Source organism: Paraglaciecola mesophila KMM 241, assembly GCF_000315015.1.
Taxonomy (GTDB): domain Bacteria; phylum Pseudomonadota; class Gammaproteobacteria; order Enterobacterales; family Alteromonadaceae; genus Paraglaciecola; species Paraglaciecola mesophila.
The window spans coordinates 27028-47663 of the sequence record NZ_BAEP01000074.1; the positions used below are offsets into that span (position 1 = coordinate 27028).

At 44.9% G+C, this 20636-nt stretch carries 16 protein-coding genes and 1 pseudogene; 7 read left to right on the forward strand and 10 right to left on the reverse strand.

Annotated elements, in window-relative coordinates:
- Positions 1–42 precede the first annotated feature (42 nt).
- The 3 genes and pseudogenes from GMES_RS17480 to GMES_RS17490 all read right to left on the reverse strand — a co-directional run bounded on the left by GMES_RS17480 (position 43) and on the right by GMES_RS17490 (position 2863).
- A complete protein-coding gene (locus tag GMES_RS17480) occupies positions 43–1386 on the reverse strand; it encodes a DEAD/DEAH box helicase (protein WP_006994092.1) in 1344 nt (447 codons plus the stop codon).
- A gap of 92 nt (positions 1387–1478) precedes the next feature.
- The gene (locus GMES_RS17485) at positions 1479–2135 is read right to left on the reverse strand and encodes a 3-oxoacid CoA-transferase subunit B (protein ID WP_006994093.1); all 657 of its coding nucleotides are present in this window, start codon (positions 2133–2135) and stop codon (positions 1479–1481) included.
- Positions 2136–2144: 9 nt separating this feature from the next.
- A pseudogene (locus GMES_RS17490) lies at positions 2145–2863 on the reverse strand (CoA transferase subunit A).
- 118 nt (positions 2864–2981) lie between these two features.
- Between GMES_RS17490 and GMES_RS17495 the strand changes: the two are divergent.
- Positions 2982–3875, forward strand: coding sequence for a LysR family transcriptional regulator (locus GMES_RS17495; protein ID WP_006994094.1), 894 nt, complete (start codon positions 2982–2984; stop codon positions 3873–3875).
- A gap of 55 nt (positions 3876–3930) precedes the next feature.
- Here GMES_RS17495 and GMES_RS17500 read toward each other — a convergent pair whose 3' ends face one another.
- Together GMES_RS17500 and GMES_RS17505 are read right to left on the reverse strand one after the other, a co-directional pair.
- Complete coding sequence (locus tag GMES_RS17500; RefSeq protein ID WP_006994095.1) at positions 3931–4653, reverse strand: hypothetical protein; 723 nt, start codon at positions 4651–4653, stop codon at positions 3931–3933.
- Positions 4654–4748: 95 nt separating this feature from the next.
- Positions 4749–5444, reverse strand: coding sequence for a sensor histidine kinase (locus GMES_RS17505; protein WP_006994096.1), 696 nt, complete (start codon positions 5442–5444; stop codon positions 4749–4751).
- 196 nt (positions 5445–5640) lie between these two features.
- On the opposite strand from GMES_RS17505, the gene cysB reads away from it, so the two are divergent.
- Positions 5641–6615, forward strand: coding sequence for an HTH-type transcriptional regulator CysB (gene cysB, locus GMES_RS17510; protein WP_006994097.1), 975 nt, complete (start codon positions 5641–5643; stop codon positions 6613–6615).
- 119 nt (positions 6616–6734) lie between these two features.
- Here the strand turns inward: cysB and GMES_RS17515 are convergent, their stop codons facing one another.
- From GMES_RS17515 to pabB, 3 genes are all read right to left on the reverse strand, one after another.
- Positions 6735–8108 (reverse strand): L-serine ammonia-lyase, encoded by a 1374-nt coding sequence (locus GMES_RS17515; protein WP_006994098.1) that lies wholly within the window; start codon positions 8106–8108, stop codon positions 6735–6737.
- Positions 8109–8255: 147 nt separating this feature from the next.
- Complete coding sequence (locus tag GMES_RS17520) at positions 8256–8849, reverse strand: CoA pyrophosphatase (RefSeq protein WP_006994099.1); 594 nt, start codon at positions 8847–8849, stop codon at positions 8256–8258.
- A gap of 4 nt (positions 8850–8853) precedes the next feature.
- On the reverse strand, positions 8854–10338 hold the full coding sequence (pabB, locus tag GMES_RS17525; protein ID WP_033187599.1) for an aminodeoxychorismate synthase component I: 1485 nt from the start codon (positions 10336–10338) through the stop codon (positions 8854–8856).
- Positions 10339–10476: 138 nt separating this feature from the next.
- Here pabB and GMES_RS17530 point away from each other — a divergent pair, with 138 nt between their 5' ends.
- From GMES_RS17530 to pnp, 5 genes are all read left to right on the forward strand, one after another.
- A complete protein-coding gene (locus GMES_RS17530) occupies positions 10477–12006 on the forward strand; it encodes a fumarate hydratase (protein ID WP_006994101.1) in 1530 nt (509 codons plus the stop codon).
- 120 nt (positions 12007–12126) lie between these two features.
- Positions 12127–13683 carry a DNA recombination protein RmuC gene (gene rmuC / locus GMES_RS17535; protein WP_006994102.1) on the forward strand — a complete coding sequence of 519 codons (1557 nt, stop codon included), beginning with the start codon at positions 12127–12129 and terminating at the stop codon, positions 13681–13683.
- Entirely contained in the window at positions 13680–14351 is a 672-nt protein-coding gene (locus GMES_RS17540) for an RluA family pseudouridine synthase (protein WP_006994103.1), read from the forward strand. The genes rmuC and GMES_RS17540 overlap by 4 nt, the downstream gene beginning before the upstream one ends.
- A gap of 322 nt (positions 14352–14673) precedes the next feature.
- Entirely contained in the window at positions 14674–15972 is a 1299-nt protein-coding gene (locus tag GMES_RS17545; RefSeq protein ID WP_006994104.1) for a pectin acetylesterase-family hydrolase, read from the forward strand.
- Between the two features lie 354 nt (positions 15973–16326).
- The gene (pnp, locus tag GMES_RS17550) at positions 16327–18438 is read left to right on the forward strand and encodes a polyribonucleotide nucleotidyltransferase (protein ID WP_006994106.1); all 2112 of its coding nucleotides are present in this window, start codon (positions 16327–16329) and stop codon (positions 18436–18438) included.
- Positions 18439–18588: 150 nt separating this feature from the next.
- Here pnp and GMES_RS17555 read toward each other — a convergent pair whose 3' ends face one another.
- Both GMES_RS17555 and gap read right to left on the reverse strand, forming a co-directional pair.
- Positions 18589–19428: a D-hexose-6-phosphate mutarotase gene (locus GMES_RS17555; RefSeq protein ID WP_006994107.1), complete on the reverse strand. Its 840-nt coding sequence runs from the start codon at positions 19426–19428 to the stop codon at positions 18589–18591.
- A 76-nt stretch (positions 19429–19504) separates the two neighbouring features.
- A complete protein-coding gene (gap, locus tag GMES_RS17560) occupies positions 19505–20500 on the reverse strand; it encodes a type I glyceraldehyde-3-phosphate dehydrogenase (RefSeq protein WP_006994108.1) in 996 nt (331 codons plus the stop codon).
- Between the last annotated feature and the right edge of the window lie 136 nt (positions 20501–20636).

Here is a 20636-nt window from a genome sequence, read left to right on the forward strand (position 1 = left end):
GGGCGATGAGCTATCGACTAGAGCCGCGTTATCACGACTTACTTATTCTTCGTTATCGTCATCTTGAATAACTTGGCGCGGTTTACGCTTCATTGGGCGGTCGCCCACTTCCGTGCCTTGCATGGGTTTAACTCTGTCAGGCCCTTGATTATTCGCTCCAGAGCCCGCTTTACTGTTATTCGCAGCTTTACCCGGCGCTTTTTTAACAGGCGCTTTGGCTTTCTTAGGCGGGCGTAATCCTTTAAATTTCGCCTCTAGCCCTTCAATTTCATTAAAGCTGACCTCTTGTTGTAAGAAGCTTTTGATAGAAAGGTAGCTCGCCCAATCTTTTGGCCCAACAAATGATACAGCTTCGCCTTTATTACCTGCGCGCCCTGTACGACCCACGCGATGCACATATTCATCTGCGAGTTTGGGTAAATCGAAGTTCACGACTAACGAAACATTAAGCAAATCTAGCCCACGAGAGGCGATGTCTGTGGTCACCAATATGTGTTGTTGGCCGCGGCCAAATTCACTCATGATGTTATTACGTTGGCCTTGGCTTAAATCGCCACTTAGGGCGATGCTGTATAAACCTTGCTCTTTTAACAGACTCGACAAGCGTTCGGTATCGGCTCGGGTTGCAGTAAATACGATCACTTGACGATGATCTTTTTCGTTGATCATATGCGCAAGTAAGCGTTCTTTATGGGTCACATTGTCGGCTAAGAAAAACCGTTGCTGTATATCTTTATGCTCAGCGCTGGAAATACCAATGCTGATACGGTGGGGGGCTTTGAGCATAGATTGAGTCAGATAATGCAGCGCGGCGTTGTCTAATGTGGCGGAGAACATCATTGACTGACGTTTGCGGTGATCTGCAGCCGCATTGATTTGCTTTAATTGCTCAGTAAAGCCTAAATCAAGCATCCGATCGGCTTCATCCATTATGAGCATTTCAAGCCCATTTAAATACAGAGATTTACCCGCTAAATGATCGGCAATACGGCCGGCGGTACCCACTACAAATTGCGGGTAATGACGTAACGCTTTCACCTGATCGTTAAAGTTTTCACCGCCAAGAATGAGCGCCGCTTTTAACTGATGTTTAGCAATCAACCACTTAAGCTGAAAAAAGACCTGTTTTGCCAGTTCCCGCGTGGGTGCAAGGATAAGTACACGAGGATCTTTACGGCTAAGAGGTTGTTTGGTCAACACTCTTTGCACAGCCGGTAACAGGAAAGCCAAGGTCTTGCCTGAGCCTGTTTTTGACGAAGCAATCAAATCTTTACCCATTAGGGCATAAGGAATGGCTTGCGCTTGAATTTCAGTTGCTTCGGTAAAGCCTTTTATCTCTAAGGCCTTACCTAAGCGGTGGTCTAATGGTAAATCGCTAAATTGCAAAAAATAAATACTCTAAAAAGGGATTGTGCGCATTATACAATTGCCGCACATTTTATGGAGCTTTATTTTCTGTTTTAGCACTTTAAGCGTTATTACACGCGCATTTGTGGCACGTTATCACCGGCAATCAATTGACCAGCGGTTTTATTTTTAATTTCTTCAACGCTAACACCCGGTGCGCGCTCTAGTAAATGAAACGCGCCGTCTTTCACTTCAATCACCGCTAAATCGGTAATGATACGGTTTATGCAGTTCACGCCAGTTAAGGGCAGGGTGCACGCTTCAAGGAGTTTCGAATTACCATGTTTATCTGCATGGGTCATGGTCACAATAATATTCTTTGCACCGGCCACTAAGTCCATAGCACCGCCCATACCTTTAATCAGCTTACCTGGGATCATCCACGAGGCAATGCTACCGCTTACGTCAACTTCAAATGCGCCCAGTACGGTAACATCAACGTGGCCGCCGCGGATCATGGCAAAGCTTTCAGCCGAACTAAAAATGGATGCGCCTACGCCAGCGGTAACCGTTTCTTTACCGGCGTTGATCATGTCAGCATCCACATTTTCTTCAGTGGGATAAGGCCCCATGCCGAGCAAGCCGTTTTCTGATTGCAACATCACTTGCATACCATCTGGTACGAAGTTAGCGGCAAGGGTAGGAATACCGATCCCTAAATTAATGTAATCACCGTCGTGGAATTCTTGTGCCACACGCATGGCGATTTGGTCTCTTGATAGTGCCATGATGATCTCCTATTGCCCTTGTTCTTTGTTGGTTTTCGCCAAAACTTTACGCTCAATGCGCTTCTCAAATTGCCCGACGATAACGCGATCAATATATATGCCCGGAGTTTGAATTTGACTAGGTTCAAGTTCGCCAGGCTCAACTAATTCTTCCACTTCTAATACGGTAATTTTGCCCGCAGTGGCTGCCATAGGGTTGAAGTTTTGTGCGGTGTGGCGGTAGATACAATTGCCATACCGGTCTGCTTTCCAGGCTTTAACGATGGCGAAGTCACCTACAATAGACTCTTCCATGATGTAAGGTCGGCCATTGAATTCTTTGACTTCTTTACCTTCGCCTACTGGCGTACCGTATCCGGTAGCCGTATAAAAAGCAGGAATGCCGGCACCGCCAGCGCGCATTTTCTCTGCCAGTGTGCCTTGGGGAGTGAGCTCTACTTCAAGCTCGCCGTCTAACAACTGGCGTTCAAATAAGGCGTTTTCTCCCACGTAGGATGAAATCATCTTTTTGACTTGTTTGTCTTCTAACAAAAGGCCTAAGCCAAAGCCATCAACGCCACAGTTATTCGACACTATGGTAAGGCCTTTGGTACCCATTTTTTCACTTGTCCAATTAGGCCTTCCGGGATCCCACACAAGCCGAACCCGCCAGCGATGACGGTCATGTCGTCCTCTAAGCCTGCCATCGCTTCTGCGTAGCTGGTTACAACTTTATCAAAACCTGCCATGTTAGTTCCTCGTTTACGTTTATTTAACATTAATATAAAGACTATCTTTTGATAGTAAAGTTGAATTAATATGCTTATTAATAAATTAAATTTATTAATAAGTTTGAGTAACTCCCTCATGAATGTTTCGTATCGCCAGCTACAAGCGTTTATACAAGTGGCGCAATCGGCGACGTTTGCTGAGGCTGCGCAAAAGATGTTTCTTTCTCAGCCTGCGTTGTCTAGTGCCATCAAAAAAATGGAAGAGCAAGTGGGTGGGCCTCTGTTCTCACGCACTACGCGTAAGGTGCAACTAAGCCCTGAAGGTCAGGATTTCTTACCTGTTGCGATACGATTGATGAATGATTGGCAAGATGCATTTGGCGACTTACAACAAGTGTTTTCAATGGGAAGAGGGAAGCTGTCGATTGCCGCGATGCCCTCGTTTGCGGTAGGGCATTTACCGGCGATCTTAGGGGCGTTCCAATCTCAGTTTCCTAACGTCAAAGTCAGTGTGGCGGATATTGTAATGGAGCAAGTAATCAATGCCGTTGCTGAAGAGCGGGTGGCGCTGGGGTTTACCTTTGAAACCGAGCAATTAGATGGCCTACTGTTTTATCCCATGTTCACCGATGAGTTTATTGCCGTGCTGCCAAAGTTACACCCGTTGAGTCAGCAAAGCAGCGTCACGTGGAATGCGTTAGCGCAATCTCCTTTTATTGCCATGAATAGAGGGTCGGCCATTCGCAGATGGGTCGATAACCATTACGAAGCGCTGGAACTTAAGGTAAATATGGTGGCTGAGGCATCCCAACTAGCGACACTGGGGCAATTTGTAGAGCATGGTTTGGGGGTGTCTATTGTGCCAGGGCTATGTCAGCAACAGATGCAGCGACTTGGATTGAGGTGCTTACCTATCGAAGGAGATAGATTGGGTAAGCGGGTTGGGATGATTAGAAAGGTGCAAGGCAATATGTCTGTTTCGGCGCAAGCCTTGTGGGACTGGGTGATAAAGCATCCATTAGCAGAGTGAAGGCTGCTATGCACAGTTTAGGTATCAATAGGTTAAACGGGAATGTTCAGAACAATTACCACTTTTTCTTTTCGGAAAACAGTTCGTCAAGCTCGTTACGCTCAGACTCTTTTCGCTTACGCACATCTTCGGTATTTGCGCTGCGCAAACTGTCTTGAATCTGCTTAAGTTGTAATTCGAGCTCTTGCTTACGCTGAATAATATAATCGTCTGGCTGAGATTGGCTGTCTAACGCCGTAATCGCCTTTTCAATACATTGTCGAGCAGAGCCAAGTTGCTGGGCTTGCATAGATGATTCGCCGCGGCGCATTAGCGTTTCTACGTTCGCTCTTAGCTGTAAGCGTTCCAAATATTTGTCTTCTACCATAAATGCACTGCTATCTACGCGGCCCTTGGTGTACTCAGAGCGAAGCAACCCACGCATTTTTTTAACGCATTTAATGTAAGCGACCACTTGTTTATCGCTATTGGGTAGGCTGAAGCTATCCGCCGAAATAGGCTCTTGATTTGCGGACAGCTCTTTAAGTTTATTACTGGCACTTTCAATACGGCTATTGATGTCCATGACGCCAGGATTCACCTGAGCGATAATTTTAAGGGCATTGACAATACGTTGCTGAAAAATAAATTTTAGTTGCTGACTAACGGTGATGTGCTCAGTGGCGAGTAAAATTTCTTCTGTTTCATCAACAACATTCTTTTGTTTTGCTACCTCTACGCGCTTCTCACTCTCCACTTTGTTTCGGTGCTGCTGCACGGCATTGACAATAATCGCCATGACAATGAGAGATACGATGAGAACAATTATTATAGGGAAAATCATTTAATACTCTATTTTTCGCCACTGACCTGAGTATGCATATAACAATTATGCTAAACGGGAATTTTTAAGGTAAATACGCTACCGCCCAATGTGCCGCCATTGGCGAGCGAAATGGAGCCGGTACTGTGTTGCGCTTTATGCGCCTCTGCTATTAATCTAGCAAAAAATAAGCCAAGCCCTGTGCGACCTTGGCTTATATCATAATTTTGCATGGTCACTGTATTGGCTTCTAACATGCTTTGCGGGTACCCGGGACCATCGTCCTGTACTTCAAATATAAGGTGCTTATCGTCGCTGAATACTTTGAGCAATATATGCTGGTTACTGTAACGCATTGAATTAATCAGCATGTCATTGAGTAACAAGCAAATTAAATCAGCGTCGAAGTATCCCACTAAGTCGGGCTCTTGCTCAACGTTTAGGTTAATTTTTTTGTGATTTATATAACTTTCATTGGCGGCAAGGATTTCATCGACAACATCTTCAACGTAGTGCTCGTCAATATTCAGAGGCATATTATCCATGCCTGCTCGGTACAACGATAATAATTGCACTAACCCAGTATTTAAGCGAGATGCTTCGTAATGGGCAGAAGCGAAGTGCTCACCAACCTCGTTATCTTGATCTTTAAGCGTCAGCCCAAGGTTTTCAATGGATTGGATCAGCAAAGACAAAGAATTTTTCATGTCGTGCACCGCTGAGGCCAATACTGTGGCAAAATCTATTTGTCCGTTGTCGTTGTTCATACTTCACCGTGAGCTGATAAATGACTAGAATACACTAGCATAAAAATAGAGTATCCTTTAATTTACAATGCGTTAGTGACAGGCCTTAAGCAAAAAAATTCTAATTTTTATTAAAATCTTATGGAATTAATGGCCCGCTAGGTATATAAGAAATTAATATATATAGAACTCTGAATATAACTATCAAGGCATTGCCATGAAACTACAACAGCTTCGTTACATCGTTGAGGTGCTTAACAATAATTTAAATGTGTCGGCAACGGCCGAAAGCTTGTACACCTCTCAACCGGGGATCAGCAAGCAAGTACGTATGTTAGAGGACGAGCTAGGGGTGCAAATTTTTGGCCGTAGCGGAAAACATTTAACCCATGTAACCGACGCGGGCCAAGACGTGATTAATATTTCACGAGAAATATTGGCCAAAGTTGAAAGTATCAAAGCGGTTTCCAGAGAGCATACTTTACCAGACCAAGGTAAACTGAATATTGCAACCACTCATACGCAGGCACGCTATGCTTTGCCTGACGTTATCAAAGGGTTTATGAATAAATACCCTCGGGTATCGCTACATATGCATCAGGGAACGCCTTCGCAAATCAGTGATTTGGCCGCAAAAGGTGAAGCTGATTTCGCTATCGCTACCGAAGCTTTGCACTTGTACAACGATCTCGTGATGCTGCCGTGCTACCACTGGAACCGCAGTATCATAGTGAATCGCGACCATCCGCTGGCGCAAACTACCTCTATTACTATTGAGGACATTGCCCAGTACTCATTGGTTACCTATGTATTTGGTTTCACGGGTCGTTCAGAGTTAGATCAAGCCTTTAGCCGTGCGGGACTAGAGCCAAAAATTGTATTTACAGCAACTGATGCAGACGTCATTAAAACGTATGTGCGTTTAGGAGTAGGTATTGGTGTTATTGCATCAATGGCAGTGGATGAAAAGCTGGATAGCGATTTGGTTAAAATAGATGCTAGCCATTTGTTTGAATACAGCACAACTAAAATTGGATTCCGTAAAGGGTCGTTTTTACGTAGTTACATGTATGACTTCATTGAGCGTTTTGCACCGCATTTAACTAAAAGTGTGGTTGAAAAAGCCATGATGCAGAAAAATAACGATGAAGTGGAGCGCATGTTTAAAGGCCTAACGTTACCTGTTAAGTAAAGGCGTAGCACTGCACTAATGAGGGATGAATAGGGTATTGTTCACCCCATATCGAACAAAAGAGGCAATGTATTGCCTCTTTTTTTGTGCCTAATACTCACGTTTTAAAATAAAAACCCTTAACACTCGATGATGTTAACCGCTAACCCGCCCCGTGCGGTTTCCTTGTACTTTGATTTCATGTCGTTTCCTGTGTCCCACATGGTTTTAATGACTTTATCGAGGGATACTTTATGCTGGCCGCTACCACGCAGAGCGAGGCGTGATGCATTAATCGCTTTTATCGCCCCCATAGCATTGCGCTCTATACACGGAACTTGCACTAGGCCACCTACAGGGTCACAGGTTAAGCCAAGATTATGTTCCATGCCTATTTCTGCTGCATTTTCAACCGCATCCACCGAGCCACCGATAATTTCAGTTAACGCCCCTGCAGCCATTGAGCAAGCAACGCCAACTTCTCCTTGGCAGCCCACTTCAGCCCCAGAAATTGAGGCATTTTTCTTATACAAAATGCCGATCGCCGCCGCAGTCAGTAAATAACGACTGACAATATCTTCATCGACAGGGCGCACGAATTTATCAAAATAACACAGAACAGCAGGCAAAATACCGGCTGCGCCATTAGTAGGAGCGGTCACAACGCGCCCGCCAGCAGCGTTTTCTTCATTGACCGCCAAAGCAAACAAGTTCACCCAATCCATAGCGACCATGGGGTCGGCGTTTTTTTCACTTTGGAGGCGGCGATGTAGCCCTGGGGCTCTGCGCGTCACTTTTAACCCGCCGGGTAAAATTCCTTCGGTTTTAATACCGGTTTGAATACATTCGTGCATAACCTGCCAAATATGCCAGAGCTTGGCGGTAATATCGCTTTTCGCCTGAAATACTTGCTCGTTGCGGTACATTAACGAGCTAATAGAGAAACCATTTTCTTTACACAAGCGAACTAATTCTTCCGCGCTCGAAAAGGCAAAAGGGACGGGCTTTTCCACCAAGGTGAGAGCGGCTGTTTTTTGCGCTAAAAAGTCCTCGGCGCGAATAATAAAACCGCCGCCGATGGAATAATAAGACTGCGAAGCAATGATTTCACCTTTATGCAGGGCGTGAATTGTCATGCCATTGGCGTGATGGGGGAGTGTTTTACGACGATGAAAGACGATGGCATCTTTGGCAGCAAAGCGTACTGGATGTAATTGATCCAGCGTTAACTTTCTGGTTTTTTCGACTTCCGCTAGCATTTCATCAACAGCAGTCGCATCGATGGTTTCAGGTGCGTGGCCTAACAAGCCTAAGATCACTGCTTTACCTGTACCATGTCCTTTGCCCGTCTGCCCTAAGCTGCCGAATAGCTCAGCGCGCACTTCGTCAGTTTTATCAAACAAGTTTTGTGTTTTTAATTGCTGGCTAAACTCTTTTGCCGCTCGCATGGGCCCCACTGTGTGAGAGCTAGAAGGGCCGATACCCACACTGAACATATCAAAAACACTGATCATAAAAACGCAAAACCTATTGAAATATTAAGACGCTAATTGTGCAGGTTTGTGCAGGCATGAACAACTCAGCCTAGAGATATATTGCCTTTAGGCAATGTAAAGATATTGTTGCGACCCGAGTGCACCACCTAGATTTACTTTTGACTTTTATTGCTCTACCGAAAAGTCCTGAGCAACATGGTTTGATAACACACGAACAAACGCGGCGGTGGCTCCCCAAATGACTTGCTCGTGCCATTTTATAAAATAGATAGGGTGCTGGGCGGCGTTTTTACGCTTCACCCAATGAATAAAGTGATTATTTTTGTCGAGTAAGAACGACAGGGGGACTTCAAATACTGATTCCACTTCGTTGGTATCGAGTGTCATTTCCAATGGCATGCGCACAAATCCCACATAGGGGACGACTTCAAAGCGACTTACGGTACGATAACGAGGCAGGCTGCCTATCACTTCTATGCATTGCGGATGAATACCGATTTCTTCGTGAGTCTCTCTTAAAGCCGTGCTTAAAAGGTTGTTGTCACTCGGCTCTTGCTTTCCGCCGGGGAAACTTACCTGACCAGCGTGGTGCTTTAAGTGCCTGGAGCGTAAGGTAAATAACATGCTAAGTTGCCCTTGTCTTTCAAGCATGGGCATTAATACTGCGGCAGGCTTACCGGCCGCACGCAATGGATAATCCAATTCTGGCTGGATAGTACGGGCATGATGAAAACGAGAGAGAAATTCATTTTTATTCATGTGCTTAGGCGTTCCCTTGCAATAATACGGGCAGTATTTTACACACTTTATCTAAACTTTCTTGATATTCGTCTAGTGCGGTGGAATCTAGCACAATTCCGCCGCCTGCCCAGCAGTAAAGGTGAGAATTTTCTAGCAATAATGTACGAATGCATATGCTGGTGTCCATATCCCCATCAATACCTAGGTATCCAATGCTGCCACAATAAATATTGCGTCTTTGGGGCTCTAACTCTTCAATGATTTCCATAGCACGAATTTTAGGTGCACCAGTAATAGAGCCACCAGGAAACGCACCGCGCAATAAAGACAGGGCGGTTTGTTGTTCAGCTAGTTGGCCTGTCACCGTGCTGACTAAATGATGCACTGCAGCAAAGCTCTCTATTTCAAATAGCGCTGGCACACTCACTGAGTGTGGCTGGCAAGACTTGCTCAAATCATTACGCAGTAAATCCACAATCATCAAGTTCTCTGCCTGGTCTTTACTTGAACCTCTAAGTGCCTGAATATTTTGCTGATCTATCGCATTATCCGGCGAGCGTGGCCGGGTGCCTTTAATTGGTTTGGTTTGCACTTTTCCTTGACTGTCGACCGATAAAAAACGTTCAGGGGAAATACTAATGATCACCGCTTCAGGAATACGAATAAAGGCTGAAAACGGTGCTTTGTTGGCGCCTCGTAGGCGTAAATACGCCTGATACTCATCACCTGAATAGGGTGCGTCAAATCGTTGAGCAAGGTTTACTTGATAACAATCGCCGCTTCTTAGGTAGGCGTTAACTTGCGCGATTTTATCCACGTATTGATTTTTGTCCATATTCGACTGCCATTGTCCACTTAAGGTGAATTTGTGAGCATCATCAGTGAGGTATGCGGAGCCAACATGGTTCAACAGGGCATTTATCTGCGCTGCATCAGGCGCATTGTCATTGTGGTCAGTGGGAAAATGACACAGGAAAAACTGCCCAGTCTGGTTGTCTTTAATAACCGCCCAGTGATAAATCCCTATTGCCATATCGGGAGCAGAATATGGATTTTCTGCCTGTTGGGGTAAGTCCTCGAATCGCCGTCCTAAATCATAACCAAAGTAGCCCATTGCGCCGGCTTTAAAAGGCAGTGCAGAGGTGCTAGGAGAAATCGACTGCGGGTGTAAGCACGCTTCGAGCACGGTTTGCACTAAGGTCATGGGGTCGTCTTGACTCGTACGACTCTTGTGAGGCGAGTCTTTATAGCAAATGTGTGTGCTTTCACCTTTTGTGATGAGCGTGGCAAGTGGGTTTGCTACCATGACATCATAGCGACCATCAATGTGGACACTGTCGGAAGAGTCCAACAATATGGCCCATTCTTGGTCGGCGAAGTGCTGAAATAAACGGCTCATACTGTGATTTTTAGGGGCGTTTAATTCGGTGATGGTCATGGTCGGCAAAGCTGGATTTCCGTTTAGTCGAGCGTATTTAGTGTGATGATATTGGCCAAAAACAGTCATTGCGAGCGCTATAGGGCGATTTATCATGGAGCAATCTATCATCACAGGTTATCATATGCGCGACCTACGAACGACAATTGTCGAGCTCTTTGACATGACTTTGTCGAAACTTTGTGACACATCAAACAAGAGGCAACTATGGCTGTTATCCGTCAACAGGACTTTATCGATAGCATTGAAGATTCATTGCAGTTTATTTCCTATTATCACCCGTTAGATTATATCAAGGCCGTTGAAAAAGCCTATAACAAGGAAGAAAGCCAAGCCGCAAAAGACGCTATGGCGCAAATACTGATCAATTCACGTATGTCAGCCGAAGGTAAGCGTCCGTTATGTCAAGATACGGGCATAGTGACCTGTTTCGTAAAAATAGGTATGGGTGTTCAGTGGGATAAAACTGACCTGACGGTGCAGCAAATGGTTGATGAGGGAACGCGTCGCGCTTATAACAACAAAGAAAATCCGTTGCGTGCTTCCATCGTTTCAGACCCAGCGGGTGCGCGTAAAAATACCAAAGACAATACGCCAGCGGTTGTGCATATCGATACCGTACCGGGCGAAGGTATTGAAGTGATGATCGCGGCCAAAGGTGGCGGTTCAGAAAATAAATCTAAAATGGTGATGCTAAACCCCAATGACAGCATTGCAGATTGGGTAGTGAAAACGTTGCCGACTATGGGGGCAGGGTGGTGTCCACCGGGCATGCTGGGAATAGGCATAGGTGGTACCGCTGAAAAATCAGCCGTTCTAGCCAAAGAAAGCTTGATGGATCCGGTAGATATCCAAGAACTAATGGACAGAGGCGCACAAACGACCGAAGAAAAACTGCGTCTTGAAATCTTCAAAAAAGTGAATGATTTAGGTATCGGCGCGCAAGGATTAGGCGGTCTAACAACCGTAGTTGATATTAAAATTAAATCATTGCCTACCCATGCCGCTTCATTGCCTGTGACTATGATCCCCAACTGCGCGGCAACCCGCCATGCGCATTTCCATCTTGATGGTACTGGCGCAGCAGAATTTACCCCACCTGATTTAAACGATTGGCCTGAAGTGACGTGGGAAGTGAGTAAAGACACCCGCCGTGTTAATTTAGACGACGTCAAAAAAGAAGACATTCAAGAATGGAAAGTAGGCGAAACGGTATTGCTTTCTGGCAAGATGTTGACCGGACGTGATGCCGCTCACAAACGTATTCAAACCATGCTCGATAATGGCGAAGGCTTGCCAGACGGTGTGGATTTGACTGACCGCTTTATTTACTACGTGGGCCCAGTTGATGCGGTAGGTGACGAAGTTGTGGGACCTGCAGGCCCAACAACGGCCACCCGTATGGACAAATTCACCGATTTGATGCTTGAACAAACTGGCCTTATCGGCATGATTGGTAAAGCCGAACGTGGCCCAGCTACAGTTAGCAGTATTGCCAAGCACAAAGCCGTCTATTTGATGGCTGTTGGCGGTGCTGCTTACCTGGTGTCTAAAGCGATTAAGAAGTCACGTGTGGTGGCATTTGAAGATTTAGGGATGGAAGCCATCTATGAATTTGAAGTGAAAGACATGCCGGTTACTGTTGCAGTAGATAGCACAGGTGCCAATGCCCATGAAACTGGACCGGCAATTTGGAAGGTGAAGATTCAAGAAGCAAACGCCAAAGCCGAAGCTTGATTTAGTAGGCTGACTTAGCATAGGCGCCGTATTAATGGCGCCTTTTTTTATGCTACATTCTGCGCCAATACGCTTTGGTTTCTCCATTATATATTTTAGTTACAGGACCGCTTTTACCCTATGAATTTTCTTGCACAATTCTCCTTTGATGATCCCAATTTATTAATGTTACTTGGCGCGATCGCCGCCCTGGGTATCGTTAGCGGCTGGTGGATAAATACACTGTTATCACGTCGTAAGCATGCAGAAATAAAAAGCCAGTTAGAGCAACATTACCAACAAACGCAGGGTTATGTTCAGCAACAAATTTTAGATTTAAAAGAGGCACTGCATACGTCGAATAGCGAGAATACGCAGTTACGTCAGGTGCAGTTAAGTCAACAAAATGAACTAGGGCAGTTAACGCAGCAAGTCGCACGTATTCCTGTGCTTGAGCAAGATAGCAAGCGTTGGCAGGGGCATTATCAGCAAATTCAACAACACGCATCAGACTTGCGTGAAGAACTAGCGGAAAAAACGGCCCGTTTTGAACAAGAAAAACTAGCCAGTGACGAAAAGCTCGCATTACTTGAATCATCAGAGCAACGTTTACAACAGCAGTTTGAGAACTTAGCAAATAAAATTTTCGAGCAAAAAAATAATTCATTCCAGCAGTCAAGCAAGGCAGGACTCGACGCCTTGCTGAGTCCGCTGAAAGACCAAATTGAAGGCTTTAAGAAGCAGGTTAGCGACCAGTACGTGAAAGAGGGGCAAGAAAGAGCCTCTCTTAAAACGGAAATCATGGGCTTAAAAGAGCTGAATCAACAAATCACCCAAGATGCGGCGGCACTGACTAAAGCTCTTAAAGGTGATAATAAGCAGCAAGGCAATTGGGGGGAAGTAGTACTTGAGCGGGTATTAAAAGAATCCGGCCTACGAGAAGGGCACGAATTTGATACCCAAGTCGCCCTTAAAAATGACAGTGGTAAAAGTTATCAGCCCGATGTAGTAGTGCACTTGCCAAACGACAAAGACGTGGTGATTGACTCAAAAGTGTCTCTTGCCGCTTATGAGCGCTATTTCAACGAAGAACATGAAGAATCACGCCAGGTTTATTTAAATCAACATGTTGCATCTTTGCGTAATCACATTAAAGAGTTAGGTAATAAGGATTATCAAGACTTAAAAGGTTTGAGAACACTGGATTATGTGTTGATGTTTATTCCTATTGAGCCCGCATTTTTGCTCGCTGCTGAACATGCTCCTGAGCTGGTTAAACTCGCCTTTGATAATAATATTATGTTAGTCAGCCCAACGAATTTGCTGGTGGCGCTGCGCACTATCAACAATATTTGGCAGTACGAATATCAAAATCAAAACGCCCAGAAAATTGCTGCTAACGCAGGAAAATTGTATGACAAGTTTCATGGATTCGTCAGTGACATGGAAAAAGTGGGCAAATCGATGGAAGCTACTCAGCGTAATTATGACGCCGCAATGAATAAGCTGACTACTGGTAAAGGCAACTTAATCCGCCAAGCAGAGCAATTTAAAGCCTTAGGAGTGCAATCGAATAAGAAACTTGATGCGCGCTTATTGCAGGAGGATGACATTGAACTGCCTGATAACGATCACCCCGAAGACACTGATAACTTGCTCAATGAGGCGCCTCGGCAAAATGATGAAAAATTATCATGACAGCCATAATAGATACTTTTATCGCGCCGCCTTGCAATGAGGCGGTCACGGTTTTGTATCAAGATGAATACCTGTTGGCGGTAAATAAACCCAGTGGCTTGCTGAGTTTGTCGGGTAAAAACCCGCTGAATAAAGATTCAGTGCATTACCGTATAGTACAGGAATTTCCTACTGCTTTGATGGCACATCGTCTGGACTTTGGTACGTCAGGTGTACTGCTGCTGGCCCTTGATAAAAGTAGTAATGCTCAATTAACTAAGCAATTTCAGGCACGAACTGTGAAAAAGCGCTATATGGCTGTGTTACTAGGAAAGATTGAGCAGACTGAGGGCAGGGTGTCTGTGCCTATCGCGAAAGATCCGCCTAACTTCCCACGACAAAAAATATGCTATGACACGGGCAAAGAAGCGATAAGTCATTATCGTGTCATTGAGTACTTTGACAACCCGCTGCGAACTCGCGTTGAGTTCACACCTGAAACGGGGCGTACTCATCAGTTGCGGGTACATAGTTTTGCGATGGGACATCCCATTTTAGGGTGTGACCTATATGCGGATGGCGAGAGCGAGCAACTTGCTAAACGCCTTTTACTTCATGCGTCCAGGATTGAATTTTTGCATCCCCAGTCAAACCAGCCCATGACAATTGAGACACCGTGCCGATTTTAACATTCAGCCATCACATGGTCATGTTTATATTCGGTTTGTTGATCTGAACATGGGCTAGTTAGTATTTTTTACACTCATTAATTTTAATGTCTCAAATGAGCGTCAATTTCTTGTATATCCCAAAGGCAAATCTGTTTATAATTTTTTTACCTAGTAGTGGTAAATTAAATTATCTCGCTGTGCGAATTTAGTTATCCGTTGATATGTTGCCAGTCAGCTTAATTAACAGGAGCGTGCTCGTGCGGCAGATAGGTTTGAATACTTGCGAGTTGTATAGGTGTTTTTTTAGTTCGAAGTTTTTTTACCTCATGGAGTGAAACATATGAAAAGCAAGTATTTAATCAGTGCAGTGTTATTAATGAGCCCTGTGTCTGTAATGGCGAAGCATCATCATCAACAAGAAAATAGCGAGTGGCAAACCATACCGGTTGCTTTCGAAATGGAAATTGTCGATGGGAATGGGCAGCCAAAAACTATCACTCCTTCCTGTGCATTTGATACAGTGCCAAATCCACTCGATGGTACTCCTCTGGACAATTCTTTCCGGTTTTATTTTAAAGAAGGTAAGAGCAAAAACGTGTTGGTCTTTTTTAATGGCGGCGGCTCCTGCTGGAATGATGCAACCTGTGTAGCGTCTTTGGCATTGGCTAACGTGCCAGATGATCGCCCAACGTATAATCCTTCAGTGTTGCAAGAAAATTCTCCGGTGGATGCTGGTGGCGTGTTTGACGATGACAACAGACGAAACCCATTTAAAGATTGGAGTAAGGTTTTTATTCCATACTGTACCGGTGATTTGCATGCTGGTTCCAGTGAAGTAGCTTATACCGATGTGGACGGCAGTATCACCGGCTTTCCTGGAGCACCAGTAACGGTCAAACATAAAGGATTTGATAACTTTTTAGCGGTGCAAGAGTGGATGAAAAACCATTTTAAAGAAAAAAGAAGACATAGAAAGGCAATCGACAAAATGTTGGTCACGGGCTCTAGCGCAGGTGGCTATGGTGCGACTCTGAACTTCCCTTATCTGCAGGATGCTTTCCCTCGGGTTAAAATATCCTTATTAGCTGATGCTTCGGCGTCTATCGTCTCTGAGGGTTTTGTTAACGATGTGTTTCGTTCTGGCAGTCCCTGGAATTTCGAAAATACCTTACCTAGCATTTTTAGAAGTGGTCTTGGCACTTATACCGCGGCGGATTTAAACGTAGATTTGTTTCAGCGTTTGTCATATCGCTACCCGCGTAATCGGTTCGCTCAATACACGACTGAATTTGATGGGGTTCAAGTGCTATTCAACAAAGTAATGGATCAAATCGATCAGGGCAATACCAATCCTTTCACTTGGGCTTTGCAGCCAAGCGATTACCTGTACTTTGCCGAGTGGAATGCACGGATGACCGCCTCTTTCGAGCAGTTAGCAGATACCACTCGCAATTATCAGTATTACATTGGTCAAGGCTCGATTCACACCATAATGACAGATGATTTTGCCACCGACGAGGTGCCTCATCCATTTTATGACGAGCGAAGCGCTCGCGGTATTAGATTTACCACTTGGCTGAATTATTTTGTGAATAGCAGGTGGTTTTACCCTATTAGCTTGGCCTATCAAGGTGATTAGCGCTTCATCATAACGTTAGAATGCTTTTAGAATTATGCACCATAGGTTATCTATTGATCTATGGTGTTTTTAATTGGGCTCCATTTCTGGTTCAGTTGCAATTAACTCTTTGCTGATAATGTGCTTAAAGGATCGCGCGCTAACTGCTTGGCTTAACATTATTGTCTTGAATTTATACACAAAACTTCATCAGAACGTCACTTAATGGCCAGAACGCATATCGCGTTACATTAAATGCCTATTTTTCAGGGTTATTTCCCCTCAGTTGCTGTTTTTAAGGCGGCCTTACCGCTATACTATGCGCCGCATTTAAAAGCGATAAAGAAAGCATTAGTTAAAATTTAAAGGAAAATAATGACTCCTATTACTAAATCATTTCAGTATGGTCAGCATACTGTCACGCTAGAAACGGGCGTAATCGCTCGTCAAGCAACCGCTGCTGTTATGGCAAGCATGGACGACACATCAGTGTTGGTTTCTGTTGTTGGTAAAAAAGACACCAAGCCAGGCCAAGACTTCTTTCCGTTGACGGTTAACTACCAAGAAAGAACGTACGCTGCGGGTAAAATCCCAGGTGGTTTCTTTAAGCGTGAAGGTCGCCCTTCTGAATACGAAACACTCACGTCTCGTTTGATTGACCGTCCAATTCGTCCATTGTTCCCTGACGGGTTCATGAACGAAGTACAAATCATAGTGACGGTTGTTTCAGCTAACCCTGAAATTCCAACTGACATCATCTCGCTAATCGGTACGTCTGCCGCACTTGCTATCTCAGGTATGCCTTTCAATGGTCCTGTTGGTGCTGCGCGTGTTGGTTACACTGATGGCCAATATGTACTTAATACACGTACTTCTGAGCTTGAAACTAGCCAACTAGACTTAGTGGTTGCCGGTACTAAAGGCGCAGTATTGATGGTTGAGTCAGAAGCTGAAGTATTGTCTGAAGACGTGATGCTAGGTGCCGTTATGTTCGGTCACGAGCAAATGCAAACCGTGGTTAATGCAGTGACTGAATTTGCTGCTGAAGTTAACACGCCTAAGTGGGATTGGGTTGCTGAGCCTGCTAACGTCACACTTAAAGACAAAATTAAAGCACTCGCTGAAGCTGAAATGACAGAGGCGTATCAAATCTCTGACAAGATGGCGCGTAAAGACGCTATCGTTGCCTTAACGGATAAGACCGTTGCTGCGATTGTTGAAGCGGATGCAGAGCAAGACGCTAAAGAAGTATCTGAGCTACTACATGAGCTTGAAAGTGACGTAGTACGTTCACGTATTCTTGCTGGTCAACCGCGTATTGATGGTCGCGACCCAGCGATGATCCGTGCACTTGACGTAGCAACAGGTATTTTGCCACGTACTCACGGTTCAGCTTTGTTCACTCGAGGTGAAACACAAGCCATCGTTGCCGCTACCCTTGGGACCGAGCGTGACGCACAGATGATTGACGGCCTAAACGGTAAAGTGGATAGCCGCTTCATGTTGCATTACAACTTCCCTCCTTACTGTGTAGGCGAGACAGGTTTTGTTGGTTCACCTAAGCGTCGCGAAATCGGCCACGGTCGTCTAGCAAAACGTGGTATTCAAGCGGTTATGCCGTCTGAAAAAGAATTCCCGTACGTAGTACGTGTAGTGTCTGAAATCACTGAATCAAACGGTTCGTCTTCAATGGCATCAGTTTGTGGTACGTCTTTGGCATTGATGGATGCGGGTGTTCCAATTAAGGCATCAGTAGCTGGTATTGCTATGGGTCTTGTGAAAAACGATGAAAACTTCGTTGTTCTTTCTGACATCTTGGGTGACGAAGATCACCTTGGTGACATGGACTTTAAAGTAGCGGGTACCACTGAAGGTATTACTGCGCTTCAGATGGATATCAAAATCGAAGGTATCACTCAAGAAATCATGCAAGTTGCTTTGAAACAAGCAAAAGAAGCGCGTTTGCATATTTTAGGTGTGATGGACCAAGCGATTTCTGGTCACCGTGATGAAATGTCTGAATTCGCTCCGCGTATTTACACATTGAAAATCGACCAAGATAAAATCCGTGACGTTATCGGTAAAGGCGGCGCAATGATCCGTTCTATTACTGAAGCATCTGACACTAACATCGAAATCGAAGATGATGGCACAATCAAAATCTTCGCTACCGAGCGTGCTAAAGCTGATATCGCTATCAGCAAAATTGAGCAAGTGACGGCTGATGTTGAAGCAGGCAAAACCTACGAAGGTAAAGTGACGCGTATCGTTGATTTCGGTGCGTTCGTTGAAATCTTACCGGGTAAAGAAGGTCTAGTACACATTTCACAAATCGCTCATGAGCGCGTGAATAAAGTGGCTGACCATCTTAGCGAAGGTCAAATCATCAACGTTAAAGTGATGGAAATTGACCGTCAAAACCGTGTTCGTTTGAGCATCAAAGAATTGCTAGAAAAGCCAGCAGCACCTGCTGAAGGCAACGAGTAATCGTTTAGCAATTTAGTGCGGTAGGTATCTGTAAGCTAGCTACTGCGCTAACGAGATTTTAGAAGGGAGCCGTCGGCTCCCTTTTTTATTGTCTACTGATATGTTTTGAATTGGTGCTATGAACTTCGATCACCGATGATTATCCAGCGGTTAGCGAATGACTTGTTCTAACGTGTGAGACTGGCCTGGCAATACTTGATGGCCCTGGGTCACGGCGGTTTCAACGCAGAGCATTTTTTGAAAGCCATCGTCTTCCATGTCTTGCATACCCACTGACTTTTCAGACCATGGGTTCCACACCACTATGCTATCGTGACCGGCAGACTCGATATGCGTCAGGTGATTGCCTGAGGTTATGGCTAATTCCTTCGGCGTGGCTAAATGCACTCTGTCAGTTTCCTGATTAAATCGATAAGGGTTAGGGGTATCAAAGCGCTTGAAGTCTTGTAGTTTGTCTAAGTATTCACCTGTCAGCCCAGTCAATTCACAGTCATTGATATCATCGACATGAAAATAAGTGTGCAACGCGCCGGTATAATTAAATGCGCTATCACCCGTATTTTCGGTGACCAACTGAATACGAAGTTCAGCGCCCACGGTAATGATCATAGTTAATTGTGCTTGGCCGTCAAAGCCTAGGCCAGTCGTTATACTAGGTCTAAGGCTGATCTTGGTGCATTGTTCAGAGTCTTGGCAGTCAACGATGTGCCAGTTCTGATTACGCACGTAACCATGGGAGCTTAACTCAGCGTTGGTGGCATGAGCGCCAAACCAAGGCCAACAAATAGGGATCCCGCCACGTATAGGATGCTTACCATCGAGCAATGCATTTTTACTCAACCATAGGCGTTGCACCTTATCGTGCTTGGGAGTGAAACTGAGAATATGCGCACCAAACAATGAAATGGTCGCATGAGCATGCTCATTATCAATAATGAGCATTTCGATGTCGTCTTGGGGAAGCAAAGAAGCGGTGTTGCAAAGGTGCATAGAAGAGTCCTTGAGATCAAAAAAAGGCAGTCACCTAGTGTAGATGACTGCCTTTTCACAATAAAGATAAGTTAGCTTATTTGCTGATGTGAGCAACCAAGTCCAATACTTTATTCGAGTAACCGATTTCGTTGTCGTACCAAGATACGAGTTTAACGAAGGTGTCAGTTAGTGCGATACCTGCGGTGGCATCAAAGATTGACGTACGTGTATCACCAATGAAATCTTGAGATACAACAGCGTCTTCTGTGTAACCCATAATGCCCTTCAGATCACCTTCAGATGCCGCTTTCATTACTTCGCAAATTTGCGCGTAACTTGCCGGTTTAGCTAGGTTAACGGTCAAATCTACCACTGAAACGTCAGCCGTTGGCACACGGAACGCCATACCCGTTAACTTACCGTTAAGCTCAGGAATAACTTTACCTACCGCTTTTGCTGCGCCAGTAGATGAAGGGATAATGTTTTGAGACGCGCCGCGTCCACCGCGCCAATCTTTGTGAGAAGGGCCATCAACCGTCTTTTGCGTCGCTGTCGTAGCGTGTACCGTTGTCATCAAGCCGTCAACAATACCGAAGTTATCGTTTAATACTTTAGCCAGCGGTGCTAAACAGTTAGTAGTACATGATGCGTTTGAAACTACTTCTTGACCAGTGTATGTGTCATGGTTAACGCCCATAACGAACATAGGTGTATCATCTTTAGAAGGAGCAGAAAGAACCACTTTTTTGGCGCCAGCAGTGATATGTTTACGCGCGGTTTCGTCGGTTAAGAATAAGCCTGTCGCTTCAACCACGACTTGTGCGTCAACGTCGCCCCATGCTAATGCAGCAGGGTCGCGTTCAGCCGTTACGCGAATAGTTTTACCGTTAACAACCAGTTGTCCGTCTTGTACTTCAACAGTGCCTTTAAACTGGCCGTGTGTTGAGTCGTACTTCAACATATACGCCATGTAATCTGCGTCTAACAAATCGTTGATACCGACCACTTCGATATCGCTGCGCTCACATGCTGCGCGAAAAACAAATCTACCTATACGGCCAAAACCGTTGATACCAATTTTAATAGTCATATATACATCCTCTAAGCGGGTCGTAAGTTCGAACTCTGACGAGTCGTAAATTCAAAATTGTGAAATATAATTACGAAATTATGGACTAAATGGATAAATAAGGCAAAATAATCCCTCGAAAATGTTATTTTGTTAC

Coding starts and splice junctions, on each gene's coding strand:
- GMES_RS17485 (WP_006994093.1), bottom strand. CDS start 2,135: ATGGCACTATCAAGAGACCAAATCGCCATGCGTGTGGCACAAGAATTC.
- GMES_RS17495 (WP_006994094.1), top strand. CDS start 2,982: ATGAATGTTTCGTATCGCCAGCTACAAGCGTTTATACAAGTGGCGCAA.
- GMES_RS17500 (WP_006994095.1), bottom strand. CDS start 4,653: ATGGCGATTATTGTCAATGCCGTGCAGCAGCACCGAAACAAAGTGGAG.
- GMES_RS17505 (WP_006994096.1), bottom strand. CDS start 5,444: ATGAACAACGACAACGGACAAATAGATTTTGCCACAGTATTGGCCTCA.
- cysB (WP_006994097.1), top strand. CDS start 5,641: ATGAAACTACAACAGCTTCGTTACATCGTTGAGGTGCTTAACAATAAT.
- GMES_RS17515 (WP_006994098.1), bottom strand. CDS start 8,108: ATGATCAGTGTTTTTGATATGTTCAGTGTGGGTATCGGCCCTTCTAGC.
- GMES_RS17520 (WP_006994099.1), bottom strand. CDS start 8,849: ATGAATAAAAATGAATTTCTCTCTCGTTTTCATCATGCCCGTACTATC.
- pabB (WP_033187599.1), bottom strand. CDS start 10,338: ATGACTGTTTTTGGCCAATATCATCACACTAAATACGCTCGACTAAAC.
- GMES_RS17530 (WP_006994101.1), top strand. CDS start 10,477: ATGGCTGTTATCCGTCAACAGGACTTTATCGATAGCATTGAAGATTCA.
- rmuC (WP_006994102.1), top strand. CDS start 12,127: ATGAATTTTCTTGCACAATTCTCCTTTGATGATCCCAATTTATTAATG.
- GMES_RS17540 (WP_006994103.1), top strand. CDS start 13,680: ATGACAGCCATAATAGATACTTTTATCGCGCCGCCTTGCAATGAGGCG.
- GMES_RS17545 (WP_006994104.1), top strand. CDS start 14,674: ATGAAAAGCAAGTATTTAATCAGTGCAGTGTTATTAATGAGCCCTGTG.
- pnp (WP_006994106.1), top strand. CDS start 16,327: ATGACTCCTATTACTAAATCATTTCAGTATGGTCAGCATACTGTCACG.
- GMES_RS17555 (WP_006994107.1), bottom strand. CDS start 19,428: ATGCACCTTTGCAACACCGCTTCTTTGCTTCCCCAAGACGACATCGAA.
- gap (WP_006994108.1), bottom strand. CDS start 20,500: ATGACTATTAAAATTGGTATCAACGGTTTTGGCCGTATAGGTAGATTT.